The organism is Saccharopolyspora hattusasensis (assembly GCF_050972075.1).
Taxonomy (GTDB): domain Bacteria; phylum Actinomycetota; class Actinomycetes; order Mycobacteriales; family Pseudonocardiaceae; genus Saccharopolyspora; species Saccharopolyspora hattusasensis.
Genome location: NZ_JBPCDC010000001.1, coordinates 7,566,621 through 7,586,354, shown reverse-complemented (window position 1 = coordinate 7,586,354; position 19,734 = coordinate 7,566,621). Strand labels below are relative to the sequence as shown.

At 65.3% G+C, this 19,734-nt stretch carries 13 protein-coding genes; 3 read left to right on the top strand and 10 right to left on the bottom strand.

Annotated elements, in window-relative coordinates; translation table 11 throughout:
- The first annotated feature begins 761 nt into the window (after nt 1-761).
- Nucleotides 762-1,187, top strand: coding sequence for a response regulator transcription factor (locus tag ACRXBZ_RS36025; RefSeq protein WP_433882877.1), 426 nt, complete (start codon nt 762-764; stop codon nt 1,185-1,187).
- A 115-nt stretch (nt 1,188-1,302) separates the two neighbouring features.
- Here ACRXBZ_RS36025 and ACRXBZ_RS36020 read toward each other — a convergent pair whose 3' ends face one another.
- The 3 genes from ACRXBZ_RS36020 to ACRXBZ_RS36010 form a co-directional block, all read right to left on the bottom strand.
- Nucleotides 1,303-1,764: a class I SAM-dependent methyltransferase gene (locus tag ACRXBZ_RS36020; RefSeq protein ID WP_433882880.1), complete on the bottom strand. Its 462-nt coding sequence runs from the start codon at nt 1,762-1,764 to the stop codon at nt 1,303-1,305.
- 1,267 nt (nt 1,765-3,031) lie between these two features.
- Nucleotides 3,032-3,205 (bottom strand): DUF397 domain-containing protein, encoded by a 174-nt coding sequence (locus tag ACRXBZ_RS36015; RefSeq protein ID WP_433882879.1) that lies wholly within the window; start codon nt 3,203-3,205, stop codon nt 3,032-3,034.
- Nucleotides 3,198-4,055 (bottom strand): helix-turn-helix domain-containing protein, encoded by an 858-nt coding sequence (locus ACRXBZ_RS36010; protein WP_433882878.1) that lies wholly within the window; start codon nt 4,053-4,055, stop codon nt 3,198-3,200. The genes ACRXBZ_RS36015 and ACRXBZ_RS36010 overlap by 8 nt, the downstream gene beginning before the upstream one ends.
- 1,089 nt (nt 4,056-5,144) lie before the next feature.
- Here ACRXBZ_RS36010 and ACRXBZ_RS36005 point away from each other — a divergent pair.
- The gene (locus ACRXBZ_RS36005; protein ID WP_433882877.1) at nt 5,145-5,570 is read left to right on the top strand and encodes a response regulator transcription factor; all 426 of its coding nucleotides are present in this window, start codon (nt 5,145-5,147) and stop codon (nt 5,568-5,570) included.
- A 118-nt stretch (nt 5,571-5,688) separates the two neighbouring features.
- Here the strand turns inward: ACRXBZ_RS36005 and ACRXBZ_RS36000 are convergent, their stop codons facing one another.
- Complete coding sequence (locus ACRXBZ_RS36000; protein WP_433882876.1) at nt 5,689-6,357, bottom strand: class I SAM-dependent methyltransferase; 669 nt, start codon at nt 6,355-6,357, stop codon at nt 5,689-5,691.
- Between the two features lie 255 nt (nt 6,358-6,612).
- On the opposite strand from ACRXBZ_RS36000, the gene ACRXBZ_RS35995 reads away from it, so the two are divergent.
- On the top strand, nt 6,613-7,941 hold the full coding sequence (locus ACRXBZ_RS35995; RefSeq protein ID WP_433882875.1) for an FAD-dependent oxidoreductase: 1,329 nt from the start codon (nt 6,613-6,615) through the stop codon (nt 7,939-7,941).
- Nucleotides 7,942-7,988: 47 nt separating this feature from the next.
- Here ACRXBZ_RS35995 and ACRXBZ_RS35990 read toward each other — a convergent pair whose 3' ends face one another.
- The 6 genes from ACRXBZ_RS35990 to ACRXBZ_RS35965 form a co-directional block, all read right to left on the bottom strand.
- A complete protein-coding gene (locus ACRXBZ_RS35990; protein ID WP_433882874.1) occupies nt 7,989-9,572 on the bottom strand; it encodes a SagB family peptide dehydrogenase in 1,584 nt (527 codons plus the stop codon).
- A gap of 110 nt (nt 9,573-9,682) precedes the next feature.
- Nucleotides 9,683-10,669: a thiopeptide-type bacteriocin biosynthesis protein gene (locus ACRXBZ_RS35985; protein ID WP_433882873.1), complete on the bottom strand. Its 987-nt coding sequence runs from the start codon at nt 10,667-10,669 to the stop codon at nt 9,683-9,685.
- A complete protein-coding gene (locus tag ACRXBZ_RS35980; protein WP_433882872.1) occupies nt 10,662-13,313 on the bottom strand; it encodes a lantibiotic dehydratase in 2,652 nt (883 codons plus the stop codon). Before ACRXBZ_RS35980 ends, ACRXBZ_RS35985 begins: the two co-directional genes overlap by 8 nt.
- Before the next feature lie 15 nt (nt 13,314-13,328).
- Entirely contained in the window at nt 13,329-14,927 is a 1,599-nt protein-coding gene (locus ACRXBZ_RS35975) for a SagB family peptide dehydrogenase (RefSeq protein ID WP_433882871.1), read from the bottom strand.
- Nucleotides 14,928-14,946: 19 nt separating this feature from the next.
- Nucleotides 14,947-16,959: a TOMM precursor leader peptide-binding protein gene (locus tag ACRXBZ_RS35970; protein ID WP_433882870.1), complete on the bottom strand. Its 2,013-nt coding sequence runs from the start codon at nt 16,957-16,959 to the stop codon at nt 14,947-14,949.
- Between the two features lies 1 nt (nt 16,960).
- Nucleotides 16,961-19,042 (bottom strand): TOMM precursor leader peptide-binding protein, encoded by a 2,082-nt coding sequence (locus ACRXBZ_RS35965; protein ID WP_433882869.1) that lies wholly within the window; start codon nt 19,040-19,042, stop codon nt 16,961-16,963.
- Nucleotides 19,043-19,734 lie beyond the last annotated feature (692 nt).

Sequence of the window (19,734 nt, the reverse complement as noted above, 5' to 3'; positions counted from 1 at the left end):
ACGGTGACGTCCGTGTCTGGGGAGACGTTTCGACGCGTGCTGGTGGAGGTGTGCGAGGAGGGTGAGGGGGCAGCGTGCGTTCCCTGCCTGCTAGTTGTCATTGGCCGAGCTGATCGACTGGCCGATATGCCACCCGTGGCGAGTCAGGTTCCGGCCGGCACGCTTGCTGTGATGCTTGCCGAATCCCAATGGGCAATCAGCGATGCGCAGTTCAATATCGTGCGGGGGGACTACCCCCTGGAGAATCAGGTAGCGCTAGCGGACAAATTGCGGCGACTCTCCCATGTACTTCACGTTCGGGCGCATGCCATGAGATCAGACGGGGGCACAGAGTGAGCGGACCGGCTGTATTCGGACCAGTGCCCGCGATGGAAGGGTGCGCGGGTCTGCCTGGGGTCCGGGTGGTTTGGACTGACCATCTCGGGTATGCACACGAACGCCAGCCCGGCACCATCGCGACGTCGCGATGCGGTCTCAACATGGGCAAGTCCAATGCGCCACCACTTGTGAGACCGTGCCGCGACTGCATTGAAGAGGCGGTGCGGGAAGAGTCACCAGCCGAAGCGACTATCGGACGACATAGACGTACCGCATGACCCCAGACACGGCCCGGTGCCGGTCGACACTGGATATCCAAGTGTCGTACCCCCCGGCCCGGCATCGGTCCGTCGCGGCCGGTTGGCGGCAGATCCTCCAGCCGCCAACCGGCCGCACCCACGCGATTCCGTCATTTTCAAACTAGTACGAACGGTTTTAATGTAGTGCGAACGTCACCGCAAAAATTCAGCACCGACAAGTTGATAAATCTCACCAAGGAAGAGAGGGACGTCATATATTGCATCGCCTGCGAACTTACGGACAATGAAATTGCGATGCGGTTGTACATCTCGAAAGATACCGTAAAGTCCCGATTGTGTAATATCTACCGCAAGTTTAATCTACGCAACCGTGTCGGTGCTGTGATTCTTGGATACGAGCTCGGAATCCTCAAGCCGTCAAATATTGAGCAATTCAGAAATGTCGAAAATTCGACGAGTGACCATACATCCCGCATATGTCTGCCGATCCGCCAACAAGACATGAAAGAAATCGAAGCTTTGGCGGACCTTCTTGCCAGGCGCATGAAAAAATATCTCCACACTGAGGCCATGAGCCGACAATGGGAACAAACGAGAAGCCGATCCTAGTCACGGCCCCGCCACCTTGTGGGATGCCCCGCACCACAGGTGCGGGGTATCAAGGTCAGCGCCGCCGACGGCCGTTCGGCGGGCAGCAGCGGCGGCACGATCCGGTGCACGGACGTCAACCGGCGGATTTCTTCGCTGTGAGCACGAGCAGGATCGGCTTGCCCACGAGCCAGGACGACCACGGCACCTCGGCGACCATCCGGTCATCACCGACGAACTCGTGGCGTTGCACCGCGGTGAAACCCGACTCCGCAAGCCAGCCCTCGTAGTCGTCGACGGTGTAGGGGTGGGCCACCAGCTTGTAGGCCCTGCCGTCGTACTCGAACTGCGCTGACATCCCTGTCGCCGCCATCATCGGGTGGAAGACGGAGAACACCAGCCGACCGCCGGGGCGCAGCACACGGTAGAATTCGGCGGTCGCGCGGCCGGGATGGTCCAGGTGTTCGCCGAGCAGCGCACAGTAACGCCGCGTCCCGCTGCCCGCGCACGGTGATAAAGCCAGGGCGTGTGCAAGGTTGATCTGAGGGTCGTCGCCTTCTGACGGCAAAACGATGCGGGCCGCGGTCAGCGGTCCCACCGGGGAAGGCCGGCATGCCCCCGAACACACGTGGTGGCTGCGATGAACTCCCGTGGCGACGTTCTCGGCCTCCACCTCGGTGGAGGCCGGTGATGAGAACGCCGCAGCCCGCGGATCTGCCGGCTCGGTTGGGCCGAAAAGCGTTGGAGAAAGTGGTGATCACCGCCGATGCCGAACGCACCGGCGCCTCCTTCGTCTCCGGGGTGGAGAAGGTGGGGGCGTGCTGGCTGCTCCCAGTCAAAGGCGACCGGTCTGGCCTACACCAACAGCTGAAAACCCTGCCCTGGACCCGAGTCAGCCTCGGCGGACACAACCCCGCAAGTTCCATTGAAGTCGAACCTTCGATTTCAATGGAACTTGCGGAACGTCGGCGTGTCGCACCCCGACACGCCGATGCCTGTGGACAACCTCCGCAATTTCAATGGAAATCGTGGGCGGGCGCGGGCACGGGCACGCCGGGACCCGCAGCCCGCAGCCCGCAGCCTGGAAGATCCTTGTTCTGGACGAAAACCTGCGAACCGAACTGCTCGGGGCCTGGCAGGCCATCCGTATACGGCGCTGGCGCCGCCCGGACTGCAAAGCCGCCGGTATCGAAACTCGACTACCTGACCGCCCTGCCATCCACCTGATCACCCTGCCACCCACCTCCACTAGCCCCGCTGAGCCGGCAGAACTGGTTCAAGGGCATTGGGGCACAACAAATCGCCTTCACCTGGTGCGTGACATGGCCTTCGACGAAGACCACCACCACCGGGCACCCGCAACGCACCCCAAAACCTCGCGGTAGCCAGCATCCGGCCCGCGCTCCGCGCCGGCAACCACACCCGAACGACTCCCGGACCTACTACCCGAAACGACTAAAACCGGACAGGTCAACCTTGCCCGCGCACGGTGATGAAGCCGTGCTGTTCCCGCCTGTCGGAGAAGTCCGACGGCAGGCGATCAGTTTCTCGGTGGCCTTCAGCGAAGGCGACACGGACTACCTGTGCGTAATAGGGTTCGACTAGGAGCGCGCACCGCACGTCGGCGAAAATTTCGAACTGCTCTGCTACCAGCCCACACGCGAGGCATATGCGCGCGGAGCCAAGGCGTTACACCTCGGATCGGGTTCCTCCCGCTCGAACCAGCGATCGGTGTGCAACCAATGCAGTTTCGACGTTGTTGAGCGCGCATACTCGACATGGCGAGGCATAGTCGAGGGTCATCGAAGATACAAGGCAGAAATTAACTATGACGCCCCGGTGCCACGCACCGGGGCGTCATACATTCAGCGGTCGAAACGACCCTGCCGCACCGCACGAACGAACGTCGACACGTCGACGCTCAAGGTCGGTCCATACGGGTCTTTCGAATCGCGGATTGCGTCTAACGTTGTCGTTAGCTCGATACAATTTCCATTTGCATGTGAGTAACTAGACTTTTGCCATTTGTAATTAATCATGGCTCACCTCCTCCCAATGCGCTGAAGCCTTGGCAATAAATTCAAGTGATTTCCCCGTCTCCATCGCAATATCGTCAAGCCATCGAATGGCTTTGCGATACTCATCTACGTCATGCTTTGCGTGTATGAACGCGCCCGAACTGTGGTGTTCAAAATGAACGACGGGGGATGAATCGGAGAACTCATAGAACACGAACGGACCAGCAAGACCTGGATGCCATCCGACTTGAATTGGAACGATGCGCACTGCAACATTTGGACGCTTCGCAAGATCGCTGAGATTTGCAAGCTGTTCAAGCATCGTTTCTCGGTCACCAATAGGAACAGATAGCGCAACTTCGCCGATGTAGGCACAGAACTCAACTGGCTTGCGTCGGGTAATAACTTCGCCGCGACTCGCGCTCAACATGACGCGAAGCTCGGTGTCATTTTCCGAAAGTCCGCTAGTTTTCTTTATTGCTCGCGTGTATTCGAGTGTTTGCAGCAGGCCAGGAACGGCCATGGGTATCCACTCAACAATTGACGTAGCCGAACGCTCGCATTCGATGACACCCGCGAGTTGTTGAGGAATACCGTTTAGCCCAACCGTGAGCCAATTAGGTTCATGGACATTGCGGACAAGATCGAGAATCCGATCACGATCTTCTCCTGCTACGCGTAGCGTGCCGAGAATCGCAGCTACTGCTTCGATCTTCGGTACACGCTTGCCCGTCTCCCAGTTCGATATTTCTACGTGCGTATAGCCGACTTGGCGAGCAAGCTCTCGTACACCCACCCCGGACGCTGTTCGGACCTCCCGGAGGGCAGCAGACAACGCCCTTGCACGCGGTGTACCAGCGGTAGCAGGCATGTAACACATCCTATCGGCCGTTTCGGTTTGATTGATCACCCGTTTGAGTAGTGGTGGTACTTGATCGCTACCAGACACCATCGAGTGCTACCAGGGGAACGGAAGCACTACCAGGGTTGGAAGTAACATGATCAACGCGCCCAGCTTCTCAGATGGACCGTCCGGGGTAGACGGCGGCACTATGCCAAGTCACGGCGGCGTTTCTGGTCCACCTGGTCCGCCCGACCAGACGCACGAGGGTAGCGACGTGCGGTGGTTCCGTTACAGAGAGGGCGTCGTGCGTGAGTCGAAACGTGTCCTGCACTGCGCGGAAGAATTTAGGGATGGCACGGTGACGTCCGTGTCTGGGGAGACGTTTCGACGCGTGCTGGTGGAGGTGTGCGAGGAGGGTGAGGGGGCAGCGTGCGTTCCCTGCCTGCTAGTTGTCATTGGCCGAGCTGATCGACTGGCCGATATGCCACCCGTGGCGAGTCAGGTTCCGGCCGGCACGCTTGCTGTGATGCTTGCCGAATCCCAATGGGCAATCAGCGATGCGCAGTTCAATATCGTGCGGGGGGACTACCCCCTGGAGAATCAGGTAGCGCTAGCGGACAAATTGCGGCGACTCTCCCATGTACTTCACGTTCGGGCGCATGCCATGAGATCAGACGGGGGCACAGAGTGAGCGGACCGGCTGTATTCGGACCAGTGCCCGCGATGGAAGGGTGCGCGGGTCTGCCTGGGGTCCGGGTGGTTTGGACTGACCATCTCGGGTATGCACACGAACGCCAGCCCGGCACCATCGCGACGTCGCGATGCGGTCTCAACATGGGCAAGTCCAATGCGCCACCACTTGTGAGACCGTGCCGCGACTGCATTGAAGAGGCGGTGCGGGAAGAGTCACCAGCCGAAGCGACTATCGGACGACATAGACGTACCGCATGACCCCAGACACGGCCCGGTGCCGGTCGATACTGGATATCCAAGTGTCGTACCCCCCGGCCCGGCATCGGTCCGTCGCGGCCGGTTGGCGGCAGATCCTCCAGCCGCCAATCGGCCGCACCCACGCGATTCCGTCATTTTCAAACTAGTACGAACGGTTTTAATGTAGTGCGAACGTCACCGCAAAAATTCAGCACCGACAAGTTGATAAATCTCACCAAGGAAGAGAGGGACGTCATATATTGCATCGCCTGCGAACTTACGGACAATGAAATTGCGATGCGGTTGTACATCTCGAAAGATACCGTAAAGTCCCGATTGTGTAATATCTACCGCAAGTTTAATCTACGCAACCGTGTCGGTGCTGTGATTCTTGGATACGAGCTCGGAATCCTCAAGCCGTCAAATATTGAGCAATTCAGAAATGTCGAAAATTCGACGAGTGACCATACATCCCGCATATGTCTGCCGATCCGCCAACAAGACATGAAAGAAATCGAAGCTTTGGCGGACCTTCTTGCCAGGCGCATGAAAAAATATCTCCACACTGAGGCCATGAGCCGACAATGGGAACAAACGAGAAGCCGATCCTAGTCACGGCCCCGCCACCTTGTGGGATGCCCCGCACCACAGGTGCGGGGTATCAAGGTCAGCGCCGCCGACGGCCGTTCGGCGGGCAACAGCGGCGGCACGATCCCGCGCACGGACGTGATCAGCCGTGCTTCTGCGCTGTGAGCACGAGCAGGATCGGCTTGCCCACGAGCCAGGACGACCACGGCACCTCGGCGACCATCCGGTCATCGCCGACGAACTCGTGGCGTTGCACCGCGGTGAAACCCGACTCCGCAAGCCAGCCCTCGTAGTCGTCGACGGTGTAGGGGTGGGCCACCAGCTTGTAGGCCCTGCCGTCGTACTCGAACTGCGCTGACATCCCTGTCGCCGCCATCATCGGGTGGAAGACGGAGAACACCAGCCGACCGCCGGGGCGCAGCACCCGGTGGAATTCGGCGGTGGCGCGGCCGGGATGGTCCAGGTGTTCGCCGAGCAGCGCACAGTAGACCGCGTCGAATGCGGCGTCGCCGAAAGGCAGCGCACCCTGTAGGTCCGCTTCGAAGACCGGAACCTCCGGGCAACGGATTCGAGCGACCTCCAGCATGCCCGGGGAGAAATCGACACCCACGGGCGCCGCTCCGGCGGTGAGCATCGTGGCGAGGTTGCGGCCGGTGCCGCACCCCGCATCCAGAATCCGCTCCCCGGAAGCCGGCGCCAACACCCGGATGCTGTGCTGCGCGTCCACTGCGACCACCGGGTTCGGTGTCTGCTCGTAGGAACCAGCCCACAGGTCGTACCCGGCCTTCGTCTCTATGTCGTGCAACTGCATCCTGGACCGTCCAAGGGCTAGTATGAAAAAGTCTGCGCGGGGGCCGGACGAACCTGGGGGTGAGTTCGCCGCCGCGGTGAACTTCGCGTCACCGGCGCGAATCGTGGCAAGCGACGGCTCAGGTCATCGATTGCCAACACATTCCGCACCCTACCGACCGGATTGCGCGGCGAGCAACCAACAACCGAATGGGAACATCCGGGCGGCGCCACGACGCCGATGACGAATACCGGGAGCACAGGAGGCCACGGAAGAATGTCCGACACATCGTTCAAGGTCATCGTCATCGGCGGTGGTATCGGTGGGCTGTGCCTGGCGCAGGGGTTGAAACGAGCCGGTGCGGAGGTAGCCGTCTACGAGCGCGACCGCACCAAAACCGACCGCCTGGAGGGCTATCGGATCCACATCGATCCGGACGGGGCGAAAGCGCTGCACTCCTGTCTCCCGACGACGACCTGGGACGCGTTCGTCGCCAGCACGGTCGACCTCGGCGCTTTCCGGTTCCTGACCGAGGGTCTGCACGAACTCATGGTTCTGGAGTCTGATTCGCAGGTGGCCCCGGAATCCGGCCCCGCCGAACGTTCGCACGCCATCGACCGCGTCACACTGCGGGAGGTGCTGCTGACCGACCTCGACGACGTGCTGCACTTCAACAAGAAGTTCGAGCGGTACGAGCGCGGTCCCGGCGGCATGATCACCGCGCACTTCGCCGACGGCACCACGGCAACCGGCCACGTGCTCGTCGGTGCCGACGGCGTGAACTCCCAGCTCCGCAAGCAGTACTTGCCACAGGTGGAGCGGGTCGACACCGACGCGTTCGGGATCGGCCTCAAGCTTCCGCTCACCGAAGAGGTGCGTGACTGGCTGGAACCGCCCCTGTCCACTGGGCGGAACATGATCATGGCGCCGGCGCCCTACTTCCTCTCCATCTCGGTGTTCGACCGGACCACCGAGTTCGACCGGACCACCGAGTTCGACCGGACCACCGACCACGATGGCCTTCCCTCGACTCCCGGTGACAACGCTTACGTCGGAACGGCTTTCGTCGTCCGCCGCAGCGCCTGCCCAGCGAACATCCACGCGCTCAATGGCACCGAGCTCAAGAAGTTCATCGAGCGGCTGATCTCCGGTTGGCATCCGCAGCTGCGCAGACTCGTCGCCGAGTCCGACCCGGACAGCGCGCTGCTCGTGCCCTACCAGACCTCGGTCCCGGTGAAGCCGTGGGAGAGCACCAACATCACGCTGCTCGGCGATGCCGTGCACAGCATGTCGCCCGTCGGCGGACTGGGCGGCAACACCGCACTGCGCGACGCGGATCTGCTGTGCCGCAATCTTGTCCGGGTGCACCGCGGCGGCACGCCGACGGTCGAAGCGATCCGCGACTACGAAACGACGATGCTCGAGTACGGCTTCGCCGCCGTCGGCAAAGCGTTGCGCTACCAGAAGCAGGGCTTGCAGAGCAACAAACTGGCGGTTTCCCTCTCGCGGATGTCCTTCCGCGCGATCAACAGCATGATGCAGCGCCGAAGCAAGCAGGCCGCTCGGCGCACCGGTCCGTTGTCGAAAGCACGTTCCGCAGGCTGATTCCCCGCTCCCGCGACGATCGCCGAAGCGGCGTGCGTCGCGGGAGCCTACTGCCAGGCCGCCTCGTAGAAGTCCCCGGGCGCTCGACCGGAACCGATCATCACCTGGATCAGGCTGGTCAGCCCGGTACCGTCGACACCGAGCAGCCGGTTGGTCCGCCGCACGTCGTAGCCGAGGCTGGCGTGGCATCGCAGGCCCAGCGCCGCCGCGGCGAGGTAGAGCCGTTGCGTCATGATGCCGCCTTCCATGTTCTGCATCCGGAACCAGCGGTCGCCGTAAACCTCGAACCCGGCGCCGTAGTCCCCCACCGGATACACGCAAAGGTTGGCGTGAGTGAGGTTGAAGAGCTTGATCAGCAGCGACTCCTGGAGCTCGTCACCGATGTCGCCCGCCCGCACCAGTTCCAGCCCGGCTTCGTCGTCCGCCGACGCGGGCCGGTAGCGGTAGACGCCCGGGTCCACTCCGGACACGCGGTTCACCGCGCAGAAAAGAATCGTGTGCTGCATCGACCGCTGACGCTGGTCCAGGTCGTTGGAGTAACCCTGCGTGGCGGCGGCGAGCAGCGCGGACAGCGCCTTCAGGCTCATGTCCGCGGGCGTGAAGTAGCCCATCGACGAGCGGCGGGCCGACAGGCCTGACAGCAGATCGGTCCGATGGCGGGGCAGGCTCAACGTCGCCCGGCTCAGGACTCCGGACGCGGTGACGGGTTGCTTGGCCCCTGCCGCGCGCAGCGAAGTCCGATCGGGTAAGCGGGACGCCCGGTGCACCCGCGCCTGCAGCGGCAGCAGGTCGAGCGACCAGTCCGGCTCTGACACCGATGATCCCCCGGTCCGCGATACGAGCACGTCGTCGGTCAGTCGCGTACCCGAATCACTCGGTGCCGCATCCGCCTCCTCGAGCTCGCCGATCGTGATCGCCGCGTAGACGCTCTCCCGCATCGGGTCCAGCCGCAGCAACCGGTCCAGGTCGTCGTCCACGAACTGGTACGAGACCCTCGCCTGGAGTTGGTACCGCGCGACCACCTCGAGCAGTTGCCCGACGAGCACGCCGCAGTCCAGGCCGCACAGGCGGTAGGTCAGGTCACCGTACTTGAAGGCGTTCTTCCAGAAAAAGGCGCTCACCAACACGGTCAGGCTCGCCCTCGTACCGGGAACGCCCAGGCCAGCAGCCAGTTCCGCGGTCCAGTCGCCTTCGCGGACCGCCACCAGGGCGTGGTGCGCGGCGTCGTAGTGGTGGACTCCTGGCGCGACTCCGCTGTCCAGAGCGGAGACCAAGTACAGTTCGGCGGGAAACCGCGACCCTCCGGAAGGGACCGGGCGAAGCGAGTTGCGGGCGAGCTTCGCGCCACCGGGCGGGTCGGCCCCCCTGGTCCCGATCAGCCTTCGCAACGCATCCGCGGCAGTCCACCGGTAGCGGGCCACGCCGTAGGAGTCGAACAGGAGCTGGCCCAGCCGGTCGAGGCCCAGCCGGTCGAGGCCCAGCCGGTCGAGGCCCAGCCGGTCGAGGCCCAGCCGATCGGCGGGCGCGGTGGCGGTTCGGTTCTCGTAGCCGAGAGGTATCCGGGGGTGGCCGCGGTAGAGCTTGAACTGGGAGGGAGCGTCGTCCCAGTCGACTTCCTCGGGAAACGGCATGCTCTCGGCGAGTTCCTGGTACTCGCGCGCCGCTGAGCTCGCGTCGCGTCCCGCTTCCCGATCTCTCGCGCGGGCTCCGGCACTGTGGAAAGTCGTTGGCCGCTCGGCGTTCAGTTCGCACCCCCGGTGATCTCGGAAATTGACCGCCACAGCAGGTACATCAGATAGGACTCCGCCGGCAACGAGATGCCCAGGCGGTTGTTGTGCATGTGCGAGCAGAACAGGAGCACGCTGCGCAGGCCTGCATCCGGAGTGGAGCCCATCAGCAGCTCCCGCGGTGCGAACAGACCCTGCTGCTGCAGCCCGTCGAGCCGTTGGCGCAGCGCGGTCGTCGAGGCGGTCCACCGGGCCACTTCGGGCCCAGCCTCATCGGCTGCGCCGGCTTCGACCAGCTCGACAAGTCTCCTGATGAGCCGTACCAGGCGGGGCCGCTGCCGTTGGAACTTCGCCTCGAACAGCTGCTCGCTGGCCGCCACGTCGCCGAAGAGGAGCTGGCGTCCCCAACCGCGCTGCCCGGTATCGAAGTACCCGGTCAACCCGCCGGCGCCGTTGGCGGCGACCATCGCCGACACCAACATCATCGTCAAGGCTTGTCCACTCCGGCGATCAGCCGGCACATCCGACGCCACGATGTCGGCAGCCAGCTCGCTGGATTCCGTGAAGTGCCGCTCGACCGCTCGCATGGCCTCGGGCGTGTCCCCGTAGCGTCCGAGCTCGGGTTCGTAGTGCGCGGTGCGCATCGAGTTGTCCGGTTGCAGCGGCTCGACGGTGTCCTGGCCGCGCTCCACGGCGACCAGCGGCTGCGCGATTCGGAGGTACTCCTGCTCGCTGATGACCGTCCGCGAAGGACTGGTGTCGAGGAAGCCGCGCACGTGGCGGTCCACCAGGTCGGCGACCTTCGCCGCGTCCTGGGGTGTCCGCGGCTTCAGCCGCAGCCGCAGGTGGGGGCCGGCCTGCCAGTGCCGGACGAAGAAGTGGTCCTCGACGAGACATCCGCCGGTCAGGTCGGCGAACAACGGGCGGATCGCGCCGTTGATCAGCCGATCGAGCGGCTCTTGGTAGTGGATGTGCCTGCTGGTCCAGCGCGGCTCAGTCATCCCGGCCTCCCCGGGTCAGTTCGACGACGAACTCGCAGGCGCGCCTGGCATCTCCGTCCCGCGCGACCAGGTCCGCCGGCCCCGGCAACATCTCCTCGAACACCAGCGCCTCGTCGGTTCCGGCGACGACCTCGTCGAGCACGTTCAGGAAGAGCGCGCTGGAGAAGTCGACGTACACCGGCTTGCGTGTCTTGTCGAACATCCCGTCCACACGCGATTTCTGGGCGGCGTGGCCGTGCCCGGCGATGGCCCGGACGAAGCACTGCCGCGGGATTCCGTGCCGTCGGCGCCACCGGGTGACGTCGATCAGGTGCCCCACGCCCGAGCCCCCGGCGGGTCGCCACGGCAAGTCCTGGGCCCGCACGACCCACGAGGCCCGGTTGACGACGAGTTCACCTAGCACTAGCCGGGGATACCGGCGAACGCCGTCGAGCTCGCCGGAGGCCGAGGCCGTCGAAAGCTGCTTGATGAACTCGAAGCGGGGCACGGCCTGACCGAACATCTGGAGGAGGAACCGGTAAGCGGGGGGCAGCAGGAACTCGACCATCATGCCGAGGTGCACCGGTATGACACCGATGCCCCGGCTCTTCGAGACGAGGCGGAGCTGCCGCGCCTGCGGATCGTGGACGACCACCAGATCGTTGAGCGGTATTCGCCGTTTCCCAGGCCGGTCACTCGTGCTCATCGGGTAGCTGATCTCGTAGCAGGTCACCGGTCGTTTCAGGTTCAGGTTCGACCCGACCGTCCCGGTGACCTCCGCGTAGTACCGGCCGTCCGGGCCGGGGGCGGGGAGCTCGGGCTGCTCGAACGCACCGGTACCGGCCTTGTGATCGAGCCTGAGCAAGCGCGCCTGGCTGCGCCCGAAACCCGTCATGAGCTCGTTGAGCACGGCGCGCGGTTGACCATCCGTGCCGGCGAGCGGCTGGAGGTAGCAGGCCAGGGACTCCTGCGGACGGACGTGGCCGGGCAGGCTGCGGAGGAAGTCGCGGACCGGTTCGCCGGGCAGCCGCCGCACCCCTTCCCCGTCCACGGGGGCCTCAGACACGAGCGCGACCAGCGTCTCCTGTAGATCGGCCAGCTGGTCCAACCGCTCGATCCCCATCCTGGGCACCGGAAACGCCTGCTCGTAGCAGAGCGCCAGTTCGGCCCCACCCACCCGGAATCCCGCCGGCCGCTTTCCCGGCTGCCCGATCGCTTTGCAGAAAGCGCTGTAGAAATCGAGGAAGTGCACCTGGGCACCGCTGCCGTAGTGCTCGGCGAAGAACTCCTCCGCTGCGATCTGCCCGGGCAGGAACCGGTCGTAGAGCCCCGCAAGACGGCGCACCAGGTCCAGGTCGTTGAACAGCTCCTGCCAGGGCTCCGGGGCACGCACTGGCCGGACCCCGGTCATCAGCACGTCCTCGTAGAAGGCATTCTTCGGGATTTGCTCACCCGACGCGCTCCAGCCGAGCAGGTCGTAGACGTTCCTGAGCCGGTCATGGATGGCCTGGGCCTGGTCCAGCCGCGCGGCCGGGGCTTCGAGGTCCTCGTAGTCCTGGAGAGCGGACCGCAGCCGCCCCAGCGATTCCCGCGCGGACGCGACGCGCTCGCCATCGAAGCGGGCGAGCAGGTCGACCAGCCCGCCGAGCGGGTCCACGTCGTTGTCCGGCAGCTCGAAGCCGATCTCGATCAGGCCGATGTCGATGAGTTGGTCCAGGAAGCGGGCGACCTCCTCGCTGCGGTTGCGCCGGTCCGCGGCGGCGAGCTCATGCACGACCCCACCGTGGGTTCGGTTGCTGCCGTGCCGTACCTGTCCCAGAAATCGCCGCAACGTGGGTGTCGCGTTGAGTTCGAGGACGGCTTCACCGTCTTTGCGACCGAGGAAGCGGATCATCTCGCCGTCCTCCACGACGCTGCTGTTCACCCGCATCGGCAGCCCCGCCCGGATCTCCGGCCACGTCGCCAATGCCCGGGGTATCTGCTGCTGGAGGAAGGCGTTCAACTCCACGACGCTGCGACGTCCGGCGCCGTCGAAGGACAGTTCTGCTCCGGTGCTGGAGGACCACCTGCCTTGTGCGGAGGCCGTGAAAGTGCTGTAGGGGCTGGTCTTGGCCGCCATGCGGGAGAGGTACTTCGCCAACTTGCGCTCCAGCTTGCGGTCCGCACGGGACGGCGACCACTTGCCGAGGCTGAGGTAGAGGTCCCTACTTGCCAGCACCAGTCCCCGCTGGACGGCGGGACGGGATGCGATGTCGTGCAATGCGCGCCGTTGCATTTCTTCTTCAACGAGCAGTTCGTCGCCAGCCCGGATGATCAGGGCATCGCGGTCGATCACCTTGCGGCGCCACGTGTCCAGCGCATCGGCCAATTCCGCGGGCACCGCCGCCAGCAAATCAGCGTCCGGACCGCCGGCGCGGGGAGCACGCCCCTGGTACACGTCTCGCCGCAGGCTGATCAGGCGGCGCCGCAACGGGGTTTCGGTGACGCGCCCGATCACCGGGTGCAAGGCATCGGAAAGCGGTTCCCCCTGGGCGTCCAGCCACTCCTGGATGTCGACGATCTGCTCGACGAGCTGCGCCGTCTTCTCGGTGCGCAGACGCGCCAAAACGGCCAGCGGCAGCTCCGCAGCACGCACCACGAAGGTGGGTTCGACGCGGTAGTTCACCTTCCCACCCCCACGTCAGAAGATGACCGGCAGTCCGTGCTGGACTCCCGGTCGGTTGTGCGCGACGGCGATCTGGAAGAAGGGCGTCAGCTTCGCCCCGTCCAGCTCGACGATGGCCTCGATGGTGGCCGAGTCGTATCCATTGTGGACCCGGGCCGAGACGCCGTGGGCGGCGCTGAGCACGCACAGCCGCTGGGCGACGAGACCGGCCTCCAGGTTGATCAAGCGGTAGGCCCGGTTGCCGAAGACGCGGCTGGTCTCGGCGTAGTCCGCGGCGAGGTACAGGGCCATGCTGGACGCGCACAGGTTGAGGTTGGGCACTGGTAGGGCGCCCTGCAGCGGGCGGGAGAAATCGCCCTCCGACACCACGTGCAGTCCGCCGTGCTCGCGGCAGAACCGGTAGATGCCGGGCGGCAGCCCCGCCACGTCGAACACCGCGACGTGCAGGCTGACTCCGGGCGCTGCCACGCCAGGCCGCAGATCGCACGTGTACGGCTCCGTCGCATACCGGACGATCTCCCAGAAATCGGCGAGCGGAAGGGTTCGCGCGACCGGGTTGAACAGCACGTTGCCCGAGTTGCGGGCGCGCAACGCAGCACCGAGGTCCAGCGGCTCTTCCCGGGCCGGCGGTGCCGGCAGCACCGAGGACACCTCGTGCGGGCAACGCGACACGGCCGGGAGTTCCCGGGCAAAGTCAACTCCGTCGTCGAGCAGGCAGTTCTCAGCGATCGAGGTGAACAACTCGTCGTGCGCGTGCGACGGGCCCTCCGGCCGCACGTAGGTGTGCCGCATCGGCGGGAGGTGCTCCAGGCCCGCACGTCCGCCCGCAACCCTGATCACGCCCTCGAGGGGCGACCTTCCGGCGGGACGCAGCGGCAGTGCGGCGAAGAGGTGTTCCTCGCTGGGCTCGAGACCCAGCAGGCGGCCCGCCGGGCGATCCGGGAACTGGTAGTGCACGTCACCCCGCAGTCCCAGCGCACCGGCGACCATCAGCAGGTTGCCCACGACCATCCCTGCCTCTTGCGCGCACAACCGATAGGAGTAGCCGCGGTATTTGAAGGCGTTCTTCCAGAACAGCGACGACAGCAGCACCACGCTTCCGGCCTCGTCGAGGTCGGCCCCCAGGAGCTCGCTCAGCTCCCCCAGGAACTCCCCCTCGCGGATCAACGCCACGGCGTGGTGCAGGGTGTCGTAGTGGTACATGCCCGCCGGGAAGTCACCGGAGCGGGGCAGCCACAGGTACAGCTCCGTGGGGAAGTAGCAGCGGGCCGATGGAACCATCCGGTGATGCGGCCAGACGGCACCCGGCCCCACGTCCCACCGGGAGAAGCCGTACCCGTAGTGGAGCAAGGTCGACAGGACCCGCTCCGGGGAGGTCTCCTCGCGGTTCGGCGCGCCGGCTCCCGCAAAGTCGGCGAACGTGCTGCGCACGTCGCCCAGATCCCATGACAGCCGACCGGGCAACGGGTAGCGCCGCACACCTCGGTAGACCTTGAACGGCAGTGGGTCCGGGCCGGTTGGCTCCTCGCCCAGCACCTGCGCGAAGAGGTCTTCGGCCTCGTGAACGGTCCGTTGCAGGTACCGATCGCCGATGGTCAGGTCCCAGTTGCCCATGTCACCTCCAGTCCTGGCCTCACGGGAAGGGATGCGGATGCGGGTTGATGTCGGCGTCGGTCAGCGGCCTGTCGTAGTAGCCGAGCTGGTGGGGAATCCGGTACAACCGCTCGAAACCCCGCTCCCTGCGGCGCTGGTGCCCGAAGGTCATCGGCAGCAAGCCCGGGATGATCACCTTGACGCAGTTGAAACTCCCGGCGCGGTGCTCCGGTGTGGTCTGGTCGACCACGACGATGTCGAGCCCGCAACGCAAGTACTGCCCGACCGTCTCCTCCAGATCCACGCGCAGGTCCGTGTTCTTCGGCTTCTGGTAGTAGTCCTTGAACGCCTCGGCGAAGGTCTGCCGCGCCGGCGAGGAGAGCAGGAAGTCGAAGCGGTCGAAGACCTCCGGCGCACCGTTGAGCGCTGCGTGGTCCTCCATCGACATCACCGCGTAGGGATCGGCCAGCATCTCCTCGACCCGCGGCCTGTTCTGCCGGTGGAACTCGGCAGGTCTGCTGACCAGCGGCCCCAACTCCATCAGCGCATTTGTCAGGGCCTTCGCCGGGTTGAGGTTCGAACCCGAAGCGCACAGGACCTTTGGTATGTCCGGCATCCCCTGCCGATCCACGGCCATGACCCAGAAGCAGGGGATGCCCTGTTCCAGCGTGATGTTGAAGACCTCGATCGAGTACCCGGAGAAGCTTTCGATGCTCTCGATGACCAGCGGTACGGCCGGGTCCGGGGCGGAACGCGGATCGATGCGGGGCGCGGGTAACCGGGCGTACCAGGTCATCAGGAAGGCGTCGCGCTCAGCCACCTCGAGGATGCCGTGCAGGATCGCCTCCTCGAGGCACCCGCCGAGCGCGCAGCCGTTCGAGATCTCGTAGACGAACGGGTGCTCCCTCGTGTTCCGGTGGACCGTCCCGTAATAGGCGTAGTTCTCCGGCACCAGGATCGGCCGCTTGCGGGCGAAGGAGTAGCCCCAGACCCAGTTGCAGACGAGGTCGTGGTGGTAGCGCGGGTACGGGAAGCCCGGCAGCTGGTGGAGTTCGTCGGAGTGCAGCCCGAGCGTCGTCGGGTCCAGCGCGTCGTCGCCGAGCTCCCGGTAGCTGTCCCGCACCACGGTCCGCTTTCCACCGGGTTCGATCCCGCCGTAGCGTTCAATGCCCTCGGCGATCGCGGTGAGCTGGCTCGCGGCGAAATTCACTTGGTGGCCGTAGCCCACTTCGGTGCGTGTCGTGGCCCGCAGACCCATCGGGGCGCTGGCGCTGGGGAAGACGCTGCGCCCTTCCTTGTACACGGCGCGCAACAATCCGGCTTCCCGATCGACGTAGATCCGGTGCAGCTTGTCCCGCTCCCCCGCCAGCGACCGAACGCGGTAGGTGTCGGGGGACACCTTCGGCCGCGGATGGAGCTCGATGCCGGCCGCCGCCGCGGAGTCATCGGGCAACCGACCGCAGCGCTCGCACAACGGATCGGGCAGCCAGCGGTGCATGCTGGTGCGCAACTCGTCCAGGGAGAGCCGGATCATCGCTCGCCGAGTGGTCATGGTGGTGCGGTCCGCGCCGAACCGGTCGATCTCGCCTGCGATCAGGCTGCTGAGCAGGTCCACGGCGAAGGTGGTCAGCCACAGCACGCCCATTCGCGCGATGAGCGCCGGCTGAGCCGCGAGCGCCTTGCCGTAGTCGCCGAGGTCGTCGCGCGCCCGCAGGCGGCGCTCGTCGACGCAGACCAGGCAGCCGTCATCATCCCCGGGTAACATGCACGGGCCGACAAGAGCTGCGCCGGGCGTGAGGTATGCGGGCAGCAGCGGCACGTCGTTTGTGAGGCACCAGTCGTTCCACTCCCGCTGCCACTGCCGGTCCCAGCCGTCCTGCACCAGCAGAAGTACATCCACTTTGGACCGCGCGGCGTCCCGGTCGTTCTTCCCCACCACCAGCAGCCGGTGGTGTCGGGAGAGCACGCGCCGCACCTCGTCGTAGAGCCTGCCCTCCCCGGTGATCCCGACTCGGACGGCTCCGCCGATCCCCTTGCGAACGTCTTCGGACACTCTAGTTCTCTTCTCCGCGCACGACGTTGACGATGTAGGGCAGCACCAGGTTCATCACGGGATCGTGATCGAGCGGCACGATGACCGGCCGGTGGCCGGCATCCTGCAATCGGCTCAGCAGCAGTGCCCGGATCTCCGGCCACTGCCGTGGAGCAGGTTCGCCGACCGCCGTGCTCCGCCGGGTGCGCTCGGGTCCGCGCAGCTCCTTCGGCAGTTGCGGAAGGGGTTCCGGCATGGCGTTGCCGGGCCACTTCTCCGCGTGCGCTTGGTGGTGGCGTAGCGCTTGCTCGAGGATTTCTTCGAGCAGCCGCGCCTCGTCGAATCCGGACGCGCAGCCAACCGTGTCCATTCCCATGCAGGACACCAACGTCGGCACCGCGAGCGTGCCGGTGATGTCGTAGACCTCGACGTCGATGCCGAGGATCTCCAGCATCGTCAGGTAGCGCTGCGCGATCGCGGTTTGCGGGAGTGCGTTCTGGCCCACGCGAGGGAAGGGGTCACGGGCGTGCTCCAGTTCTGCGGCGGTCAGCTGGTTGGTCAGCGCGAGCAGCCCGCGACCAACCGCCTCGGACCAGGTAAAACCGGATGCCAGGCCGGGTGCGTCCGCGGCCGTGGGCACCGCTGCTCGAAGTCCGGGGAACGCATTGGCGGCGACCACCGAGACGGCGGCGCCCGACGCCAGGTCCAGCCCCCAGGTGCGCGCATCGCCCGCGCCGGAACCTCGCAACCTGCGGTAGTCGACGACGCTGGCGGCATAGAGCTCGCAGGCCCGGCGAGTGGCGCGCTCGCGGGCCTCGGTGAAATCGGTGGCCACCGCGACCGCCGCGGCCGCCTCCTGGTCGAAGTCAGGGCGCAGCAGCGCGTTGGAGAATTCCGCCCTGGACACCTTCAGCGGGAGTTGCCCGAAGTCGCCTTCGTCGAGGCGGCCGAGCAGGCCGGTGTCCTCTTCGAAGCATTCGGCAGCGGCCCGCGAGAAGTCCTCGCCGGAGAGCTCCGGCCCCGCAGCGAGGGCGTTGACGACCGCCAGGAAGTCCTGCTCGGTGGGTGGTGCGGAAGTACCGTGCGCGGTGCAGAGCGGGTGCGGGGACACCGGGTGGCCGGCGCTCTGCAGAGTTTCCAGATCCAGACCCACCACGGCACCTGCCGTCTCGACCGGGCCGGCTTCCGTGATGTGCTTGAACACCTCGAAGGCGAGGTGGTTGGCCACGATCGCCGCGGTCGGCCCGGCCAGGAACTCGCTGGGAACGGCATCGGGACGGTCCGCGAAGGGCTCACCGGCTACGGGGTTCCTGCCCAGCACGCGCAGCCAGGAGCATTCCCAGCACGCGTCGACGCCGACCGGGTTGACGAGCGGGCCGATCCAGGCGCCTCCCTCGACCACGACGGCCTGGATGAACAGCACTCCCCGGTCGACGCAGACCTGGTTCAGCAGTCGGGCGCGGCCGAGCATCGGCTTGTCCGACACGTGGATGACCACGTCGAAGGATTCGACTGCCTTCCGCACCGCCTCCAGCGAGTCGTCCAGCGCCACGTCCACCACCTCGACCAGCGACTGCCGCGGGTCTCGGTCGCGGGCTCGTCCGACGTACTCCTCGATGCGCGACCGGTCGGTCGCGGCTTCGTCGGTGATCACCAGCCGCACATCACGCACCCCGGCGTGCAAGCAGGCCTGGGCGAGTGCCGCCGCCGTCTGGCCGGCGCCGATCAGCAGCACCTTGCGCTCGCGGAACCGCTGGAAGCGGTACGCGGCCGAATCGCGGTAGTAATCGACGAACGCGATCTCCGACTCGTAGGCGGCGAGTTCCCGTTCGTCCAACCCGTGTTCGCGGTCATCCCCGACGTCCTTGACGAATCCCTTCTCCACCAGGCCGCTGATCAACGCGGTGACCATTCGGCGGCGATCCCCGGAAAGGCCGGCGGTGATCTCGTCGAGCGTGTGCGCACCGGTCAGGAACGGAGCCAGTTTGTCGACCCACTGGTAGATGTGCTTGCCCTCCAGCGTCAGGGTTCCGTGATTGCTCACGAAGTAGATCCCCTCGGCCGACGGAAGGTAGAGCGTGTCGTTCTTGAGCTTCGGCTTCACTTGCTCCATCCAAAGGATCACGCGGTCGACGAAAGTAGGGGGACGCGCGAGGAGGCACGGGGTTCCGGGCAACAAGCGCCGGCGAAACACGTCCCGGAACCCCGCTCCCGTCTAGGCGGTTGACGAGCAGAACTCGCCTAAGCGACGGAGTTCAGCATGCCGGACTCCGCGACTTCCGCGCGTGGAGTCAACTCATCCGCAGGGGCAGCAACAGCAGCTGCAGGTGCAGCAGCAGCACCCCGCGGACGACCCGACCTCGGTCATCCCGTGGCCCATGCCCAGGGACTGCAGGTCGCGATCGGCGTCACCGCCGAAACTGAGGCTCTCCACCTCGAGGCTCTCGAGATCGAGCTTGAGATCTTCCATATCGGTCCCCAAATCGCTCTCATCGGATAATTGAATTGTCAACGTGGTACCCAGGATCCCGACGCCGACAGCGCCATTTTAAGCACGCGAGCGCCGATCACGAGTTAATTTCGCCGACATTTCGAGGCCTCATCGGACTCGCGCAGCGCTGCGACTGACCGTCGTGAAACATCACTAGTCCACTTGCCAGACGCACCCTTTACTTACGTTTTCGGCCGAATGGAGCAGCAGCGGGGTGACTCCTCGCTTCTGAAACGAGCCATCGGCCGAAATTGACGACGGCACGTCCTAAGCTGAGAAACATCTGAGAAAATCCGGTGCGGTGA